This window comes from Vibrio sp. 10N.286.45.E10 (assembly GCF_002874195.2).
Lineage (GTDB): Bacteria > Pseudomonadota > Gammaproteobacteria > Enterobacterales > Vibrionaceae > Vibrio > Vibrio crassostreae.
This window is the reverse complement of the sequence record NZ_MCWD02000003.1, coordinates 103345-120059: the sequence shown is the minus strand read 5'-3', so window position 1 is coordinate 120059 and position 16715 is coordinate 103345. Positions and strand designations below refer to the sequence as shown.

Annotated in this window: 15 protein-coding genes; 12 read left to right on the top strand and 3 right to left on the bottom strand. The window is 41.0% G+C overall.

The window, feature by feature from the left end; all coding sequences use genetic code 11:
• Positions 1–521: 521 nt before the first annotated feature.
• The 3 genes from BCU34_RS21800 to BCU34_RS21790 all read left to right on the top strand — a co-directional run bounded on the left by BCU34_RS21800 (position 522) and on the right by BCU34_RS21790 (position 4538).
• Positions 522–1655, top strand: coding sequence for a polysaccharide export protein (locus BCU34_RS21800; protein ID WP_102478886.1), 1134 nt, complete (start codon positions 522–524; stop codon positions 1653–1655).
• Positions 1656–1771: 116 nt separating this feature from the next.
• Positions 1772–2212: a low molecular weight protein-tyrosine-phosphatase gene (locus BCU34_RS21795; RefSeq protein ID WP_102478885.1), complete on the top strand. Its 441-nt coding sequence runs from the start codon at positions 1772–1774 to the stop codon at positions 2210–2212.
• A 154-nt stretch (positions 2213–2366) separates the two neighbouring features.
• Entirely contained in the window at positions 2367–4538 is a 2172-nt protein-coding gene (locus tag BCU34_RS21790) for a polysaccharide biosynthesis tyrosine autokinase (RefSeq protein WP_102478884.1), read from the top strand.
• Positions 4539–5250: 712 nt separating this feature from the next.
• Here BCU34_RS21790 and BCU34_RS21785 read toward each other — a convergent pair.
• The 3 genes from BCU34_RS21785 to BCU34_RS21775 all read right to left on the bottom strand — a co-directional run bounded on the left by BCU34_RS21785 (position 5251) and on the right by BCU34_RS21775 (position 6956).
• Positions 5251–5586: a hypothetical protein gene (locus BCU34_RS21785; RefSeq protein ID WP_017063134.1), complete on the bottom strand. Its 336-nt coding sequence runs from the start codon at positions 5584–5586 to the stop codon at positions 5251–5253.
• A 339-nt stretch (positions 5587–5925) separates the two neighbouring features.
• Complete coding sequence (locus BCU34_RS21780; RefSeq protein WP_102478637.1) at positions 5926–6471, bottom strand: N-acetylmuramoyl-L-alanine amidase; 546 nt, start codon at positions 6469–6471, stop codon at positions 5926–5928.
• 11 nt (positions 6472–6482) lie between these two features.
• Positions 6483–6956, bottom strand: coding sequence for a hypothetical protein (locus tag BCU34_RS21775; protein ID WP_102478638.1), 474 nt, complete (start codon positions 6954–6956; stop codon positions 6483–6485).
• 285 nt (positions 6957–7241) lie between these two features.
• Here BCU34_RS21775 and BCU34_RS21770 point away from each other — a divergent pair, with 285 nt between their 5' ends.
• The 9 genes from BCU34_RS21770 (at position 7242) to BCU34_RS21730 (ending at position 16486) form a co-directional block, all read left to right on the top strand.
• On the top strand, positions 7242–8252 hold the full coding sequence (locus BCU34_RS21770; protein ID WP_102478639.1) for a helix-turn-helix domain-containing protein: 1011 nt from the start codon (positions 7242–7244) through the stop codon (positions 8250–8252).
• A gap of 150 nt (positions 8253–8402) precedes the next feature.
• Entirely contained in the window at positions 8403–8723 is a 321-nt protein-coding gene (locus BCU34_RS21765) for a hypothetical protein (RefSeq protein WP_102478640.1), read from the top strand.
• 388 nt (positions 8724–9111) lie between these two features.
• The gene (gene wecB / locus BCU34_RS21760) at positions 9112–10233 is read left to right on the top strand and encodes a non-hydrolyzing UDP-N-acetylglucosamine 2-epimerase (RefSeq protein ID WP_102478641.1); all 1122 of its coding nucleotides are present in this window, start codon (positions 9112–9114) and stop codon (positions 10231–10233) included.
• A gap of 20 nt (positions 10234–10253) precedes the next feature.
• Positions 10254–11519: a UDP-N-acetyl-D-mannosamine dehydrogenase gene (wecC, locus tag BCU34_RS21755; protein WP_108145156.1), complete on the top strand. Its 1266-nt coding sequence runs from the start codon at positions 10254–10256 to the stop codon at positions 11517–11519.
• Between the two features lies 1 nt (position 11520).
• Positions 11521–13053 carry an asparagine synthetase B family protein gene (locus BCU34_RS21750; RefSeq protein ID WP_108145157.1) on the top strand — a complete coding sequence of 511 codons (1533 nt, stop codon included), beginning with the start codon at positions 11521–11523 and terminating at the stop codon, positions 13051–13053.
• Positions 13050–13472: an adenylyltransferase/cytidyltransferase family protein gene (locus BCU34_RS21745; protein WP_108145158.1), complete on the top strand. Its 423-nt coding sequence runs from the start codon at positions 13050–13052 to the stop codon at positions 13470–13472. Before BCU34_RS21750 ends, BCU34_RS21745 begins: the two co-directional genes overlap by 4 nt.
• The gene (locus BCU34_RS21740) at positions 13465–14640 is read left to right on the top strand and encodes a CDP-glycerol glycerophosphotransferase family protein (RefSeq protein ID WP_181360372.1); all 1176 of its coding nucleotides are present in this window, start codon (positions 13465–13467) and stop codon (positions 14638–14640) included. Before BCU34_RS21745 ends, BCU34_RS21740 begins: the two co-directional genes overlap by 8 nt.
• On the top strand, positions 14627–15904 hold the full coding sequence (locus tag BCU34_RS21735; RefSeq protein ID WP_108145160.1) for an MATE family efflux transporter: 1278 nt from the start codon (positions 14627–14629) through the stop codon (positions 15902–15904). Before BCU34_RS21740 ends, BCU34_RS21735 begins: the two co-directional genes overlap by 14 nt.
• Positions 15905–16486, top strand: a complete 582-nt coding sequence (locus tag BCU34_RS21730; protein ID WP_108145161.1) for an acyltransferase — start codon at positions 15905–15907, stop codon at positions 16484–16486.
• The last annotated feature ends 229 nt before the right edge of the window (positions 16487–16715 follow it).

The window sequence follows — 16715 nt, the reverse complement described above, 5'->3', positions numbered from 1 at the left end:
CGCATCTGCTCTTAAGCTCTTCGCATCCCGTTCACTAGCATCCCGTATCTGCTCTTAAGCTCTTCGAATCTCGTTCACTCGCATCCCGCATCTGCCTTTAAGCTCTTCGCATCTCGTTTACCCGCATCCCGCATCTGCCCTTAGGCTTTTCGCATCTCGTTTACTCGAATCTCGTATCTGCTCTTTAACCATTCAACTAGGTTGATAATAACCACAATTTGTGGATAATGCTTACGGATTAAACTAACCGTATGCAAGCACACTTTTTTGCTACGCCTTAGACAAAATACGCCTATTCAAATTCCATATTGATAGGGGCAGATTAACTACGCAGTGTGATGTCGCGGAATATCAAGGGGCGGTAGCGTTCCTATCTTTGACATTAAGATGGAAGCGAGATCACGATAGTGGCCTTCCTTAACTCTATTAAATGCTGCGTAGCTGATAAAATTGTTTGCTCTAACTTCTTTGGGTGTCCTTTGGGATATCACGACACATTCCGTTTCTATGACTTGGTTAACATGAAGATTAATAAAAATCGTCTCCTTTTAGCGCTCCTTCCTGCATTGCTTGCAGGGTGTACTACTCCAGGAACTCACCTTTCTACTGGCAACAAGAATGTGATTCAGCCTTCAGAGGAACAGCAAGAATCTGATATCTCTGACGTGGTTAACCTTTACCCACTGACAGCGCAATCAGTATCGAGTTACCGAAAAGAATCTTTATCGGTTTCCCAAGCTAACCCGACATTAGATGTTGATATTGCAAAGTATGAATATCAAGTGGGTGTCGGTGACATATTAAACATCACCATTTGGGATCACCCTGAACTGACGATTCCAGCGGGCTCTTACCGTAGTAGCGCAGAAGCCGGTAACTGGGTCCATGCAGACGGCACCATCTTCTACCCTTACATTGGTACAGTCGAAGTGGCGGGAAAAACCGTTCGTGAAATTCGTACGGATATTGCGACTCGTTTAGCTAAGTACATCGAGAGCCCTCAGGTTGATGTTAATGTAGCGGCCTTCCGCTCTAAGAAAACCTACATTACGGGTGAGGTTTCAAAACCTGGCCAACAGCCGATTACTAATATTCCATTAACTTTACTAGATGCCGTGAACCGCTCTGGTGGTTTGTCTGAAGATGCAGATTGGCGCAATGTTTCATTAACCCGTAATGGCGTGGAAGAAAATATCTCGCTTTATGGTTTGATGCAACGTGGTGACTTAACTCAAAACCGCTTACTGCAAGCCGGTGATATTGTTCACGTACCGCGTAACGATAATCAAAAAGTCTTCGTGATGGGTGAAGTGAATGACCCACAACTGTTGAAGATTGACCGTGTCGGCATGAGCCTAACCGAAGCACTCAGCAACGTAGGTGGCATCAACCAACTGACGGCAGATGCAACGGGTGTGTTTGTGATCCGAACTTCTGATGATAAATCAGAACGCATGGCAGACATCTACCAACTGAATATGGAAGACGCATCAGCTTTAGTCATTGGCACCGAGTTTGATTTAAAGCCTTACGACATTGTTTACGTTACGGCAGCACCAATCAGCCGTTGGAACCGTGTAATTGGTCAGCTTGTACCAACCATTTCAGGCTTCAACGACCTAACCGAAGGTATGTTGCGCGTTCGTAATTGGTAATAAGCCCTGGTTTGTAATAAACCCTAATTAATCATCAGGTTGCATTGTACGTGTAACCTGATTTTTACATCTAAAAGTAAACCCAGTTTATAAGCCCAATACAATTAGAGACCATTATGTTTAATAAAATTTTAGTCGTATGCGTGGGCAATATTTGTCGTTCCCCGACCGGAGAGCGAGTTTTACAAAACTTGCTGCCTAACAAAGAAGTGGCCTCTGCCGGTATCGCGGCCGAGAAAAGCCGTCTAATCGGTAAGCCTGCAGACGACACCGCAATCTTAATTGCTGCTGAAAATGGTGTTGATGTTGAAAGTCATCAGTCGCAGCAAGTTACACCACAGCTTTGTGCTCAGTATGATTTGATATTGGTGATGGAGAAGGGCCATATGGAGGCGCTCACTCAAATATCACCGGAAGCGCGTGGTAAAACCATGCTGTTTGGTCAGTGGATTGGCCAGAAAGACATTCCCGATCCGCACCGTCAAAGCCGTGAAGCGTTTGAATATGCTTATAAGCTGATTGACGAAGCGGCGCAAGCTTGGGCAAAAAAGCTGTAGGTTTAAATGCAGTAGATTTTAAATAGACAGCTTTTTAAACGTCATGCTCTAAACGTAGGCGTGGCTAAGCCACCAACAGAATCATATAAAAGAGAAGTACGCGGAGCGTATATATCGTCTCTTGAATAGCAATAATTTAGGAAGTAGCAAACAAATGACAACACAACCCTCTCAGCAATCGCATACAGATAACTCTGATGAGATAGATTTAGGAAAACTGCTTGGCATTCTGCTGGACGCTAAATGGCTAATCATGCTGACCACATTTGCTTTTGCTGTGTTTGGTATCGCGTTTGCTCTGCTTTCAACGCCAATATACAAAGCCGATGCCCTGATCCAAATTGAAGAGAAAAGCTCTGGCGGAATTTCATCGATGGTCGGTGACATGGGCGAGTTGTTCTCTCAAGAATCTTCTGCCACGACAGAAGTGGAGATCATCAAATCTCGTATGATCTTAGGCGAAACGGTTGATAAGTTTAACTTAACGACAGTGACCTCACCTAACTATGCACCAATCGTTGGCAAAGGCTTTGCTCGCTTAACCGGTGACATCAACCACATTGCGGTTAGCCGTTTTAACATGCCAAGCTATGCGAGCGACTACGGGCACACGATCCAGATCCTAGATGCCGAGCAGGGCACCTACCAATTAGTTCGCGACGATGAGCGCGTTATCCTAAAAGGCAAAGTGGGTGAGTTAGCCACTGCCGACGACTACAGCTTGTTTGTGGCAGGTTTTGAATCACACAATGGTTTTGAATTTTCTATTGGTAAACAAAGCCGACTAGAAGCGATCGAATGGCTGAAAGCTTCTTTGTCTCTGTCTGAGCAAGGTAAGCAAACCGGTATTCTGAAGTTGAGCTTTGAAGGCGAAAACAAGCAGCAGATCTCTGAGATACTCAATCACATCAGCCAGATCTACTTCTTACAGAACGTGAAGCGCAATTCAGCGGAAGCAGAAAAGAGTCTAGAATTCTTAGAAAGCCACCTGCCGGGCATCAAGTCTGAGCTGACTGGCTATGAAGATACGCTAAACAACTACCGCCAAAAGAACGAATCGATCGACTTGGGTTTAGAAGCGCAATCAACCTTGAAGGTAATGGTAGAGCTTGAAGCGCAATTGAATGAACTGACGTTTAAAGAGAGTGAAATCAGCCAGCGCTTCACTAAAGATCACCCAGCATACAAAGCCCTACTTGATAAGCGTAAAACGCTATTGGGTGAGAAAGAGCGCTTAAATAAGCAAGTACAAAAGCTACCGAAAACACAACGTGAAGTACTGCGTATGACACGTGATGTTGAAGTAAACCAACAGATCTACATCCAGCTATTAAACAAGGTTCAAGAGCTGAGCATCATCAAAGCTGGTACGGTTGGTAACGTTCGTATCTTAGATGACGCGCAAGCGTATGCTCGTGCCGTTAAACCGAAGAAGCCACTGATTGTTGTATTAGCAACGCTACTGGGTGGCATGCTAAGCGTCGCGTTTGTATTAGTAAAAGCAGCGTTCCACCGTGGTGTGGAAAGCCCAGACCAAATTGAACAAATCGGACTTCCGGTTTACGCCGCGGTACCAAAATCAGATTTACAGATTGAGCTAACCAACCGCTTTAAATCGAAGAAACAGCAGACCAAGGGGACTCAAGCACTGCTTGCCGAATCGAACCCTGCTGATCTTTCGGTTGAAGCGCTGCGGGGCCTGCGTACCAGTTTGCACTTCGCAATGCTCGAAGCGAAAAACAATATCTTGATGATCTCTGGCCCTGCGCCAGGCATTGGTAAGTCATTCATCTCGACCAACTTTGCCGCAGTAGCCGCAAAAACGGGTCAAAAGGTATTGTTGATTGATGCGGATATGCGTAAAGGTTACCTACAACAAAGCTTTGGTGTTAACTGGGATAATGGCCTTTCGGATGTATTGAGCAGCAAGCAAGAGTTCACTCAATCAGTGAAGTCTACGCCAGTTGAAAACCTAGAAATTATTACTCGCGGCCAAGTGCCACCTAACCCATCGGAACTGCTGATGCACCCACGCTTTGCCGAGCTAATGGAATGGGCATCAAAAGAGTATGACTTGGTGATCGTCGATACCCCACCCGTACTTGCAGTAACCGACCCAAGTATTGTCGGCGCCTTCGCGGGCACCACATTAATGGTCGCGCGTTACGGTCAAAACACCATTAAAGAGATCGATGTTGCTCGCAACCGCTTCGAACAATCAGGCATCGAAGTGAAAGGCGTTATCTTCAACGCCATCGAGAAGAAAGCATCAAGCTCATATGGCTACGGTTACTACAACTACGCGTATTCGAGCGACAAGAAATAAAGAGCAGTAACGAGATGCGAGTAACCGGGTAAACGAAGATCTAAAGACAGTAACGGGATGCGAGTTATCGAGTATCGAAAAAATAAGAGCTAAAGAGCTGAAAGGCAGATACGAGATGAGAGTGGCGAGATACGAAAAGCGCCACTCGAATCCGCTCTTCATCTCTTCGTTACTCGTTTACTCGCATCCGCTTTTAGTCTCTTCGCATCTCGATACCCGTCACCCGCATCTGCTCTTTGGCTCTTCGTATCTCGTTTACTCGCCACCCTCATCTGCTCCTCTAGCTTTTCGCATCCCGTTTACCCGTCACTCGAATCTGCTCTTTAGCTCTTCGCATCTCGTTTACCTGCCACCCTCATCTGCTCCTCTAGCTTTTCGCATCCCGTTTACCCGCTACCCGCATCCGCTCTTAATCTTTTCGCATCTCGATACCCGTCACCCGCATCTGCTCTTAGTCTCTTCGCATCCCGCTTACCCGCTACTCGCATCCGCTCTTAGTCTCTCCGCATCTCGCTTACCCGTCACTCGCACCCGCTCTTAATCTCCTCGCTATTCGTTTACTCGCCACCCTCATCTGCTCCTCTAGCTTTTCGCATCCCGTTTACCCGTCACTCGAATCTGCTCTTTAGCTCTTCGCATCTCGTTTACCCGCTACCCGCATCTGCTTTTAAGCTCTTCGCATCTCGATTACTCGCATCCCGCATCTGCTCTTCTACTTCTTAACCACCCCTCCCGTTAAATACAATCCAATCGCCGCTAGCACAGGATAACCAAACGCTTCATTGGTCATTTCCCCCAACGGTTTCCAATCGTAGCCGTGCATACAACCTAAAATAACCATCACATGCAGCGCCACATAAGGAATGGTGAACAACAACACAATGTAGCGCTGTACCAACTTAAAAGGTTCATACGCTTTAAGCAGTGCCAGCTTGTGCTTCGCTTTTTCTTCATCAGTAAAAAACATCGCATCTCCTGTGTTGGTGATTGCATCTAACCCTTTGTTAATGGAAGACTGGCTCCCAAATATTCTTCCGAACAATGTCATACTGCTCCTTGGTTTATTGATTGGCTTTGACCGCATGTATAGCCTTTGACAGTCTAACCTTCTCGCTCTTCATCTCTGCTTTCCCGCTCTTCGAATCTCGCTACCCGTCACTCGCATCCGCTCTCTTAGCTCTTCGCATCTCGCTTACTCGCATCCCGCATCTGCTCTTAAGCCTTTCGAATCTCGCTACCCGTCACTCGCATCCGCTCTCTTAGCTCTTCGCATCTCGATACTCGAATCCCGCTACTGCTCTTCCTGCTCTTCGCATCTCGATACTCGAATCCCGCTACTGCTCTTCCTGCTTTTCGCTACTCGTTTACCCGAATCCCGTATCTGCTCTTAAGCTTTTATCTTCAAAACCGGACACGCTTTATTCACCCTCCAATCTTTATGCCCCTTAACATTCTCATCTGGAATCAAGAACTGCTCTTGCAGTGCAGCAGTCAAACCAAACAGCGCCTTGCGCTGCGCAAGCGTAAAGTTATCTTCTGGTTGCAGGTCGGCATTACAGCCGCCGACCATACAAACCCCAATATTGCCCTTGTTGTGTCCTTTCACATGCGCACCGGTTTGCGACAGTGGCCTGCCAAGTTCGACATCCCCATTGCGACGAATAACAAAGTGATACCCGACATCGCGCCAGCCTCTCTTTTTATGCCATCGACGAATCTCGGCTACGTCTATATATTGCTGTGGCGGCGTGGCGCTGCAATGCACTGTAATAAAGGAATAGGGCGGACAAAAAGGTAAGCGGAGTAAAACTGAAACCAAGCTTAGAGAATAGGAAGCAGGAGATAAGCAAGGCTCTAACGAAGGGATGAGCGCCACTCTGCTAGCCTGCTCTTTCGAGTCAACCAATTCTTGTGAATCAGCAGGCGCTTGCAAGCCAGGTGCTTTTAACGACTGGTGTGGAACTCGATCAGTTGCTGGTGGAGTGTTTGACAAAATAAATCCTCGTGTTGTTGTAAATGGGCGGTTAAAGACGTTGATAACGATTCTTTTAAATTAGGGTGCAGTGCGATGTGTCGTCGCAAACTGGCGGCTACGGTTTTGGCATAACCAGAGTGGTGGTTTACATAGCGTAAATACATCACGTAATAACCCAGTTGCTGCCTGCGCCGCGCTCGGCTGATCATCCAACAAATATCCTCATAGCTGGGGATGTCACCGCATTCATCCTCATTTAAATAACAACCTTCAATTTGGCTTTCTTTGTAGCCGCCGGCTTCATAGCTCAGTACTTGGCCAGCCCCATCATTATCATTAAAAAATAACGGCTGGCGTGATTGAGTGAGGGAGTTAGCACGGCACTCGATGCTCGCCATACCGGGTTGATACGCTGAAATAAAAAGAGAAACTATCGCCTTCATTAAGCACCTTATTGCTGCATGGGAGGGCAATGTACTTCAACATTCTTGATTGGGGTTCGCGGTAATAGCATGAAAAGAGAGGGACTCAGAAAAGTGAGAAGTACTTCGAAAAATCACAGATCAATAAGGCTTGTGTTGCATATATATCCGAGGCGATTAACCAAACATCTTTTCTTACAACTTATCTCATAGGCCTTTCGCCCCTAAAGCGCCAAAAAGTGTTGTTAATGCCCTTTATATCAATGGATTTCTATACGAATGACTAATTAACAAGGAGCGTTAACCATGTGTGTTTCTCTAATTCTTTCTTTTATCCCATTAAAAACCGGTTCGCCTATCAGCAAGTTGGTGCTATTAAAACTTGCTGATAATGCCGACGCGCGCGGCGTGTGTTTTCCTTCCTTCAATTACTTGGCGCAATATTGCGAAGTGTCGGTAAGAACCGTGAAACGACACGTTAACGAGCTCGAAAAACAAGGGTTTGTGAAGCGGATAAAGCGCTTTGATGATTCAGGACGCCAGCGCAGCAATATCTATCAGCTGCGCCTACCCAGCGACAGCCACATTCAGCAGGCCGATTTAGACCAAGCAGATAGAGGTTTAGATCAAACTGACCATTCAGACACCTACCAGGGTGACTCAAGATCCAGCACGGAGAGTGATCGTCCGGCACACATAATCTTTCATAAAGAACATAAAACAGAGCTGAGCTTGAAAAACGGCCTCTTAGATGACGCCGATGTTCTTGATCCCCCAATCTGTTCTGAACAACATGAGAGCTCCCCCTTCACCTCCAAACCCGAAATCAAAACCAAGAGCGAAGCTGTGATTCATCTGCTCACCAAAGAAGGCAGCGCGCCGATTTATCATGAGTTCACCACCATATTAGAGCGCACCTACCCAAAGTTAGATGTGTTGCAAGAACTGCATGCCATGCAAGCGTGGCTGTACATCAACCCCGATAAGCGCAAACCCTTTGAGCACATTGGCCACTTTGTGAATGGCTGGCTAAGAAGAAGCGCCCAAGCCAAAACGGAGCGAGACTCATCGCCAGTCTTTAAGCAAGCTAGAGCAGCTAAGCAAACAAGAACGGCTAAACCAGCAAGGGCTTCTGATTCTACATCGACCAAGGAAGCCAAACCCCAATCGGCAGCCAAACCCATGGATCCCAAACAACCCACACCTGTCTCTCAGGCGCTAGCGGACTACAAAGCCAAAAGCACCACCAACCCGTTCGAAGCACGTATCAAGGCCTTAGTTCAATCCAAATCGCCCGGCACGGATTCTAAGCAATGACCATTCAATTATTCACAGACTAAGCGCTTGTTCACACAGCCCAAAGCTATTGAAAACCAAGGGCTTAGGAAAGTCAAAGGCGAAGGCAGAACAAACGCGAATACAGACAAAAAACGTCAAGATACAAAAGTAGAATTAGGGAGAGGGCAAATGGACGATATCAGCCTAAAAAAACTGACAACAAAAGAAAAAGTCACCATTTTAGAAAAAGAGATAGCGCGAGTGGAAGGGCGCATTGGCGAGTTCTTGAAACTGCTGGTTAACCACTACCCACAAGGGCTAACACGCACAGAAATTAAAGAACTTTTGGCGGTAAACAATAACCCAAGCTTCGTGTCGCTGTACCGAAACGGCAATATTTTCATTGATATAGAAAAGCGCTATTGCAATACAGCGCAAGAAAACCGCTACCACATAGGAACCCAGCTTCTACAAGACGTACAATGTTTTCGTTGGATAAACGGATGGTGAGAGGTCTCTCCAAGTAGGGTAAATTTCAAACTGGTCAATATGCACTTACTTTGCTAGAATGCGCAGCAAATTAGAAACCGTATGAAAACCGCATAATAGCGGTTAAGTCATCAAACTTGCCTGTAGGAGCTAAACCTAAGGGCGGTAGCGTGACCAAATTCGGATGGCGAGCAAGTCAAAAAGGCTACGAGCTGCAAAAAGACTGTTTTTGTGGCCTATTGGGGCGGTTTTAAAAAAGGCAGTAACATCTAGGTTTTACAAGGGATGGTCCAAAACAGACTGTCTCAAAATGAATAAAAAGTGTCTCAGTACGTTTTCATTGCTGAGGTAAAAACTCACAAAAAAATCACTTCTTTAATTTCACCTGTCGGTTGGAAACTTCATTTAAATGACTAAGAAAAAAATTCTTACGGTTTTTGGGACACGTCCAGAAGCTATCAAAATGGCACCTCTTGTTCATGCTCTAGCAGCTGATGATCGCTTTGAAGCAAAGTGCTGTGTTACCGCGCAGCACCGTGAAATGCTTGACCAAGTATTAGAGCTGTTTGAAATCACGCCAGACTACGATTTGAACTTAATGAAAGCCGGTCAAACGCTGAACGAAGTGACGGCGCGTATTTTGTTAGAGATTAAACCAGTCCTAGAAGAATTCAAACCTGATGTGGTTTTAGTGCATGGCGATACGGCAACAACATTTGCTGCAAGCCTAGCGGCTTACTATGAGCAAATCGCTGTAGGTCACGTAGAAGCAGGCCTTCGTACGGGCAATATTTACTCGCCGTGGCCTGAAGAAGGTAACCGTCGCTTAACGGGCGCGTTAACCAAGTATCACTTTGCACCGACAACTACCTCACAAGAGAATCTTCTAAGAGAAAACTTCAACCCTGATGATATCAGTGTTACCGGCAACACAGTGATTGATGCGCTATTGATGGTAAAAGATAAAATTGATTCTGATAGTGATTTGAACGCAACGCTGTCTGCTCAGTTCCCGTTTTTAGACGAGAGTAAAAAACTTATTTTGGTTACTGGCCATCGTCGTGAAAGTTTTGGTGGCGGTTTTGAACGTATTTGTGAATCGCTTGCTATTACGGCTAAAGCGCATCCTGATACACAAATTCTGTACCCAATGCACCTTAATCCAAATGTACGTGAACCCGTTAATCGCATACTTGCCGACATTGATAATATCCACCTTATTGAGCCTCAGCAATACCTACCATTTATCTACTTAATGAGCCGCGCGCACATCATTTTAACTGACTCGGGTGGCATTCAAGAAGAGGCTCCTTCACTAGGTAAGCCGATTTTGGTTATGCGCGATACGACTGAACGCCCTGAAGCAGTTAGCGCTGGTACAGTAAAACTTGTTGGTACTGATGTAGAAATAATGGTTAGCAACTTGAACGAATTACTGACGGACACAGAGGCGTACGAAAAAATGAGCTTTGCCCATAACCCTTACGGTGATGGAAAAGCATGTGAAAGAATTTTGAACGAATTAGCATAATAAAAATTTAGGAAATAAGAATGTCTTTTGAAACCATCTCAGTAGTGGGTTTAGGCTATATTGGTCTACCAACAGCGGCTATGTTTGCATCTCGTAAGAAAAAAGTGATTGGTGTTGATGTCAACCAACATGCGGTTGATACCATTAACCGTGGTGAAATTCATATTGTAGAACCTGATCTCGATATGCTGGTAAGCGCCGCTGTACAGCAAGGTTACTTAAAAGCCGTTACGACTCCAGAAGCTGCGGATGCCTTTTTGATTGCAGTTCCTACCCCATTTCTTCCTACTGAAAATGAAGGTGATATTCCAAAGCCTGATTTGCGCTATATCGAAGCTGCTTCAAAAGCAATTGCGCCAGTACTTAAAAAAGGTGACTTAGTTATACTAGAGTCTACATCACCAGTCGGTGCAACTGAGCAAATGGCGGAGTGGTTGAGTGAAGCGCGTTCAGACTTAACATTCCCACAAACGCACGGTGAAAGTGCAGATGTTAATGTTGCACATTGTCCTGAGCGTGTATTACCCGGTCATGTAGTAACTGAGCTTGTGCAAAATGACCGCGTAATTGGTGGTATGAGTAAGCGCTGTTCAGAGCGCAGTGTAGAATTGTATAAAACCTTTGTGATGGGTGAATGTGTAATTACAAATGCTCGAACAGCAGAAATGGCTAAGCTGACTGAAAATAGTTGTCGTGACGTGCAGATCGCTTTTGCTAACGAGCTGTCGATGATTTGTGATGATCTCGATATTGATGTGTGGGAATTGATTGCTCTAGCAAATCGCCATCCTCGAATCAACATTCTACAACCTGGACCTGGAGTTGGTGGGCATTGTATCGCAGTTGATCCTTGGTTTATTGTTTCAAAAACACCAGAGTTAGCTAAGTTAATTAAGACTGCGCGTGATGTTAACGATAAAAAACCTGAATGGGTAATTGATAAAGTAAAAATTGCATTAGCTGAATTTTTACAAGCGAACCCATCTAAAACCGCAAAAGATGTGACTATTGCTTGTTATGGTTTAGCATTTAAACCTGATATTGATGACTTGCGTGAAAGCCCGGCATTAGATATTACAAAGGCAATAGCGGATTTTCATGCAGGACAAGTGTTAGCCATTGAGCCTAATATTGAAGAAATTAAGCATGATAGTATTAAACTAGTGACAATTGATGAGTCTCTAACAAAGACTGATATTCATGTGATGCTTGTAGATCATAAGCAGTTTAAGAAGATTAGATTAAATGACTTATTTGTAATTGATACTAAAGGTATATGGAATTAATATGTGCGGATTTTTTATTACTAATGATATAAATGTAGGTATCGAATTTTCTGGGCTAATTGAAAGTAAATTAAGATTTCGAGGTCCTGATAGTTCTTCTGGTTTTATTGACTGTCGTAATGGTTGGCGCGCCTATCATTCTAGATTAGCCATTATTGATTTAGATGCTGGTGTTAACCAACCGATCTTTGATGAAGATAATGGAGTTCTAGTTTTTAATGGGGAAATTCTAAATTATAAAGAACTCGGATATAAATATTTCGATAAAGAATACATTAGCGATACTGTATTATTGAGTGATTTAATTAAAAATGACCTTGTTGATAATAATGAGCTCGATGGTTTTTTTGCTTATGTTTATATCAATGGAAGTGGAAAGCTACGCAGTGCCACTAGGGATCATTTCGGTGTTAAACCATTATTCTACCATGAATCGGAAGAGGGGTATTTAAGTTTTTCTTCTGAACCATCATTATTGAAAGAAATCTTTTCACTAGATGTTAATGTCAATGCAATCGAAGAGTACAAAGCATTAAGAAGCCCTGTGTTTTCTGGGTCATTTTTTAATGAAGTGTCGATTGTGAATCCGGGAACTTGCTTAATCAATGGAGAATACTTTAACGTAAAAGATAAGTTATCTAAGATAAAAGATAAGAATAAACTTAATATAGACGACTTAAAGTATGCTTTAGATACCGGTTTAAAAACTCGTTTAGTGTCAGATGCCCCTGTAGGTTTGTTATTAAGTCGAGGCGTTGATAGCCATCTTCTAAAAAATATGGGTAAATTCAATAAACTTTATACTATTGGTTTTAGTTCTGATGAAGATATTTTATATCTAAAAAATAAAAATTATGAGAATTTAACAATAGTAGAAGCAAATTCGGAGCAATATAAGAAAGATTTAACTCACCTTTTATACACAAGAGGTGAACCAATGTCCGTACCCAATGAAGTTTTATTATATCGAGTCGCAAAAACAGCAGCAAAAGATGGTGTTAAGGTACTATTATCGGGAGAAGGTGCTGATGAGTTTTTCGGTGGTTATGATCGAATTTTCCAATGGGCAAAGAAAACAAACATATTTAACGTTTCTGATTTCTTGAGATTATATTGTTACGGAGATGTTGTTGAAGGTTCCTATTTATTCCGTCGATTTGAAAATGTTTTTTCTGAAGTTTGTGAACTTTCTGTTTTTGAGCAAGTAAGGTGGTTTTTTATTCGTTATCATATGCCAGTTCTCTTCCGAAGATTGGACTTTTCACTCATGGCTGCTGGGGTTGAAGGGCGAGAGCCTATAGCGAATATGCATACATTCATGCAGGCAGTTGAATACTCTAGTGAAGACTTAATGTCAGATCAATTGGGTAAAGTTCCATTAAGGGAATTGATCAGTATGTATATGGGAAAAGAATTTGGGTATGAACAAAAAGTAGGTTTCCCCGTCGACCTGAGAGAGATATTTAATCACAAAGGCTGTAAAACGTCATATGAAATATGGTTTGAAGAAAATTTAAAGGTGTTAGGCTTATGATTATTGGATATACGAGTGGCGTGTTTGATCTTTTTCATGTCGGTCATGTGAATATTCTACGAAATGCAAAATCGATGTGTGACAAATTGATTGTCGGTGTTACTGTAGATGAATTAGTTTTATATAAGGGCAAGCGTTCTGTTATCCCTTTTAATGATCGAATTGAAGTTGTTAGATCTTGTAAATATGTTGATGTAGCAATCCCTCAAAATAATATGGACAAAGCAGCAGCAGCTAAAAAAAGCAGAGCAAGTATACTTTTTGTAGGCGATGATTGGTACGATACAGATAAATGGAAACAACATGAAAGTGAGTTAAATGATGTTGGTTGTTCTGTTATATATTTCCCTTATACTAAGGGTACATCGAGCACTCTAATAAATAATACAATTACTGATTTGAGAAATAGTAGTGAATAAATTTATAGATAAATTAAAATCATTGCTTGAGCTTGTGTGTAGTTTCTTTCTACCAACAATTTTAACTATTATACCGAAGAGTAAAAAAATATGGTTACTTACATCTTGGTCTGGACTTCGATTTGAAGATAACTCTAAAGCATTTTATTGTTATTTATCTAAAGAGCAACGAACTATTCGGCCTATATACATAGTAAAATGTAAAAAACTTAACATACAGTTAAGAAAAGAAAATATTGATTGTTACTATTATTTGAGTGCATATGGTATTTTTTATCAAATAATCGCATCTCACATTTTTTTTACTCATAACATTGGTGCCGATTTTTGTCGGCCATTAATATCAAAATCAACATGTAGAGTTAATCTTTGGCACGGAATGCCAATCAAAAAAATAAGATTCGATGACCTCGTAACATATTCAAGTTTAAACATTAAAATCAAGTCGAGTGAAATTTACAAGTATTTTTCAAATGAAAAATATGATTATATTCTATCATTAGGAAAAAAAAGTACAGAAATATTATCATCGGCATTTGGTCATTCGCCTGAAAGCTTTCTTGAATTCGGTTTTCCTCGCAATGACATATTGTTAAGGGGGGAAACCAGCTCTGAATACCGAAGAATATTATATATGCCTACGTTTAGGAATAGTATTGGATCCTCAATAGATATATTTTCAGAATTTGGTATTTTATTAAAAGAAACTAATAATAAATTAGAAGAAACCAATAGTAAACTTTTTGTAAAGTTGCATCCAGCAAATGTTTTACCAGAATTTATTATCAATGAGGCCAGAAACTATAAAAACATAGTAATTTCTCTTGGTGATGCAAGCTCACTGATTTTGGAATCAGATGTTATAATTACAGATTACTCAAGTGTTGCTTTTGATGTGTCGTCTTCTAACAAATCGTTACTACTCTTTTGTCCAGATCTAGATAATTACTTTAGTTACCAAAGATCTTCATATATTAATATGGACACACTTAAAAGCGAACATTATTTCTCTAATTGGGATGAATGTATTCTAGCCGCCACTTCGACATCAAAAGATAAACAAGTAGCACCGTCATGGTTATTAGATTTCCATGACTATGAGAAAGGGAAATCTTGTAGCAATTTATACCGACATTTAATTAGTGAAAATTTCAATGGAAAAGTCTAATAACATTGTTTATAGAACCGTAATTGCTTTGTTTTTAAAAATTACAGGGGCTGCTATTGGGTTATTTCTTAGTATATACTTAAGCCGGCATCTCGGTGCATCTGAGCTAGGTAAATATTACTTGGCTCTATCACTTTTGACAGTACCGCTGACAGTTTGTATATTTGGATTAAATACATCAACAATGAAAGTACTATCTACTTTCAACTTGAATAACGAAAATAAAGAAATTAATACATATTTTTTTGTTTCTCTTGTTCTTGTTTTATTTGCTAGCATTTTGATGGTTTTTACGATCTTTCACTTTAACGAATATTTTTTTACTAAAGTTTATGGTAATCAAACAATCAAAGATATATTTATTTATTTGTCTTTAAGCTTACTACCACTAGCATTGTTTAATTTGTTTGGCCATGCTCTACTATCTATAAAGTCTACATTTTTTGGAATGATTGTTTTAGGTATTTTACATAATATTTTAATTTTATTGATTTCATTATTTTTTCCTTTAGAACAAGCCCAAGATATAGTTGGTTATTATGTTTTTTCTGCCTATGTAACATTATTTGTGGCTGCTGTTATTTGGATTTTCAAAATTAGGACATTCTGTTGTTATAAATTTAATAAAAAACACTTTTCTAATGTTTTCGAAGGCTCGACTTCCAATTTTCTAGCTCAGTCATTAGGGCAACTTTACACACAGGTCCCTATTTTAATTATTGGGCATTACTATTTAAGTAATGATGTTGCACATTATGGAGTGAGCCTAAAACTTGCGATGTTGATTAGTTTTATCCTTATGGCTGTAAATCGAGTGGTAGCTCCCGATTTTTCATTTTTATATAGTCAAGGTGAAATGGAAAGCTTGAAAATGTTAGTGAGAAAGTCCACTAGATTAATGATCGCTGTTTCACTCCCAGTATTAGTTTTTGTTCTATTTTTTGGAGAGCAGGTACTTTCTTTTTATGGTGATGATTTCATTATTGCAAGTAAATGTCTCACTATATTGGCCTTCTCTCAATTCATCTATGTTTTCTCAGGCAATGTCAATGTTTTACTCCAGATGTCGAATAATGAAAATGTCGTAAGAGATAGTTCATTGGTAAGTGCAATATCTATAGCACTGTTAAGTACTTGGCTTGTTCCGTTATGGGGAATTGAAGGAGCTGCTGTGAGCACTTTAATTTCAATGTCACTGGCTAATGCTTTGTCAGCTATTCGAGCCAAGAATATTTTGGGTATAAATACATTTAGGTTCTGGTAAATGTTTAAGATATATGGAAAGTTAATTAGTTTATTACATACTTTTATTTTTAAATTTGACTTTAATCTTTTTGAAATTAAAGTCAAGATCGCGAGTGTAAAGCGTATAAAAATAGATGGTGACTTTAGCTTGGGAAATGATTTTTTTTCTGGTGAAGACCTCTATATAAGTACTAATAAATACTGTTCTTTAATGATTGGTGAAAAGGTTATGTTTGGCCCCCAGGTTATGATTTTAGGCGGGAACCATAACTTGAAATATTCACAGAGCTTTATGAAAGACTATGTCGATGATGACGCAGACACTAAATCGATTGTCATTGAGAAAGGGGTTTGGGTAGGTGCTAGAAGCTCTATCCTTTCTGGTGCCACTATTTGTGAGGGGGCTGTTGTAGGAGCTAACTCATTAGTGTCCGGCTATATTCCACCTTTTTGTATTGCAACTGGAGTACCTAGTAAGAAGTTTCGGTCTCGCTTTAATCGAACTTCTTTAACTGAATATTTATATAGTACAAATTCTAATTATGAATTTGATGAAGTGATAGAAATATATAATGAATATGGGGTCAAATTGATTGATTGATATTAATAAATCGAGCGCTAGAAGTTATTTTTTTGCTTTTAGTCTTCTAATTACTCTCGCTATGCCAATGGGAATAGGGGGATACACATTATCATATATTTATTCAATATTTATTGTTTTTATTATCACACTGTTTTTTATTGTAAATAATCATATAGTAATTAGCCTAAAGAGATTATCAATTGTTGTATCTTTTGTTGTCTTAGTTTTGGTGTGTGCTTTTTTTTCT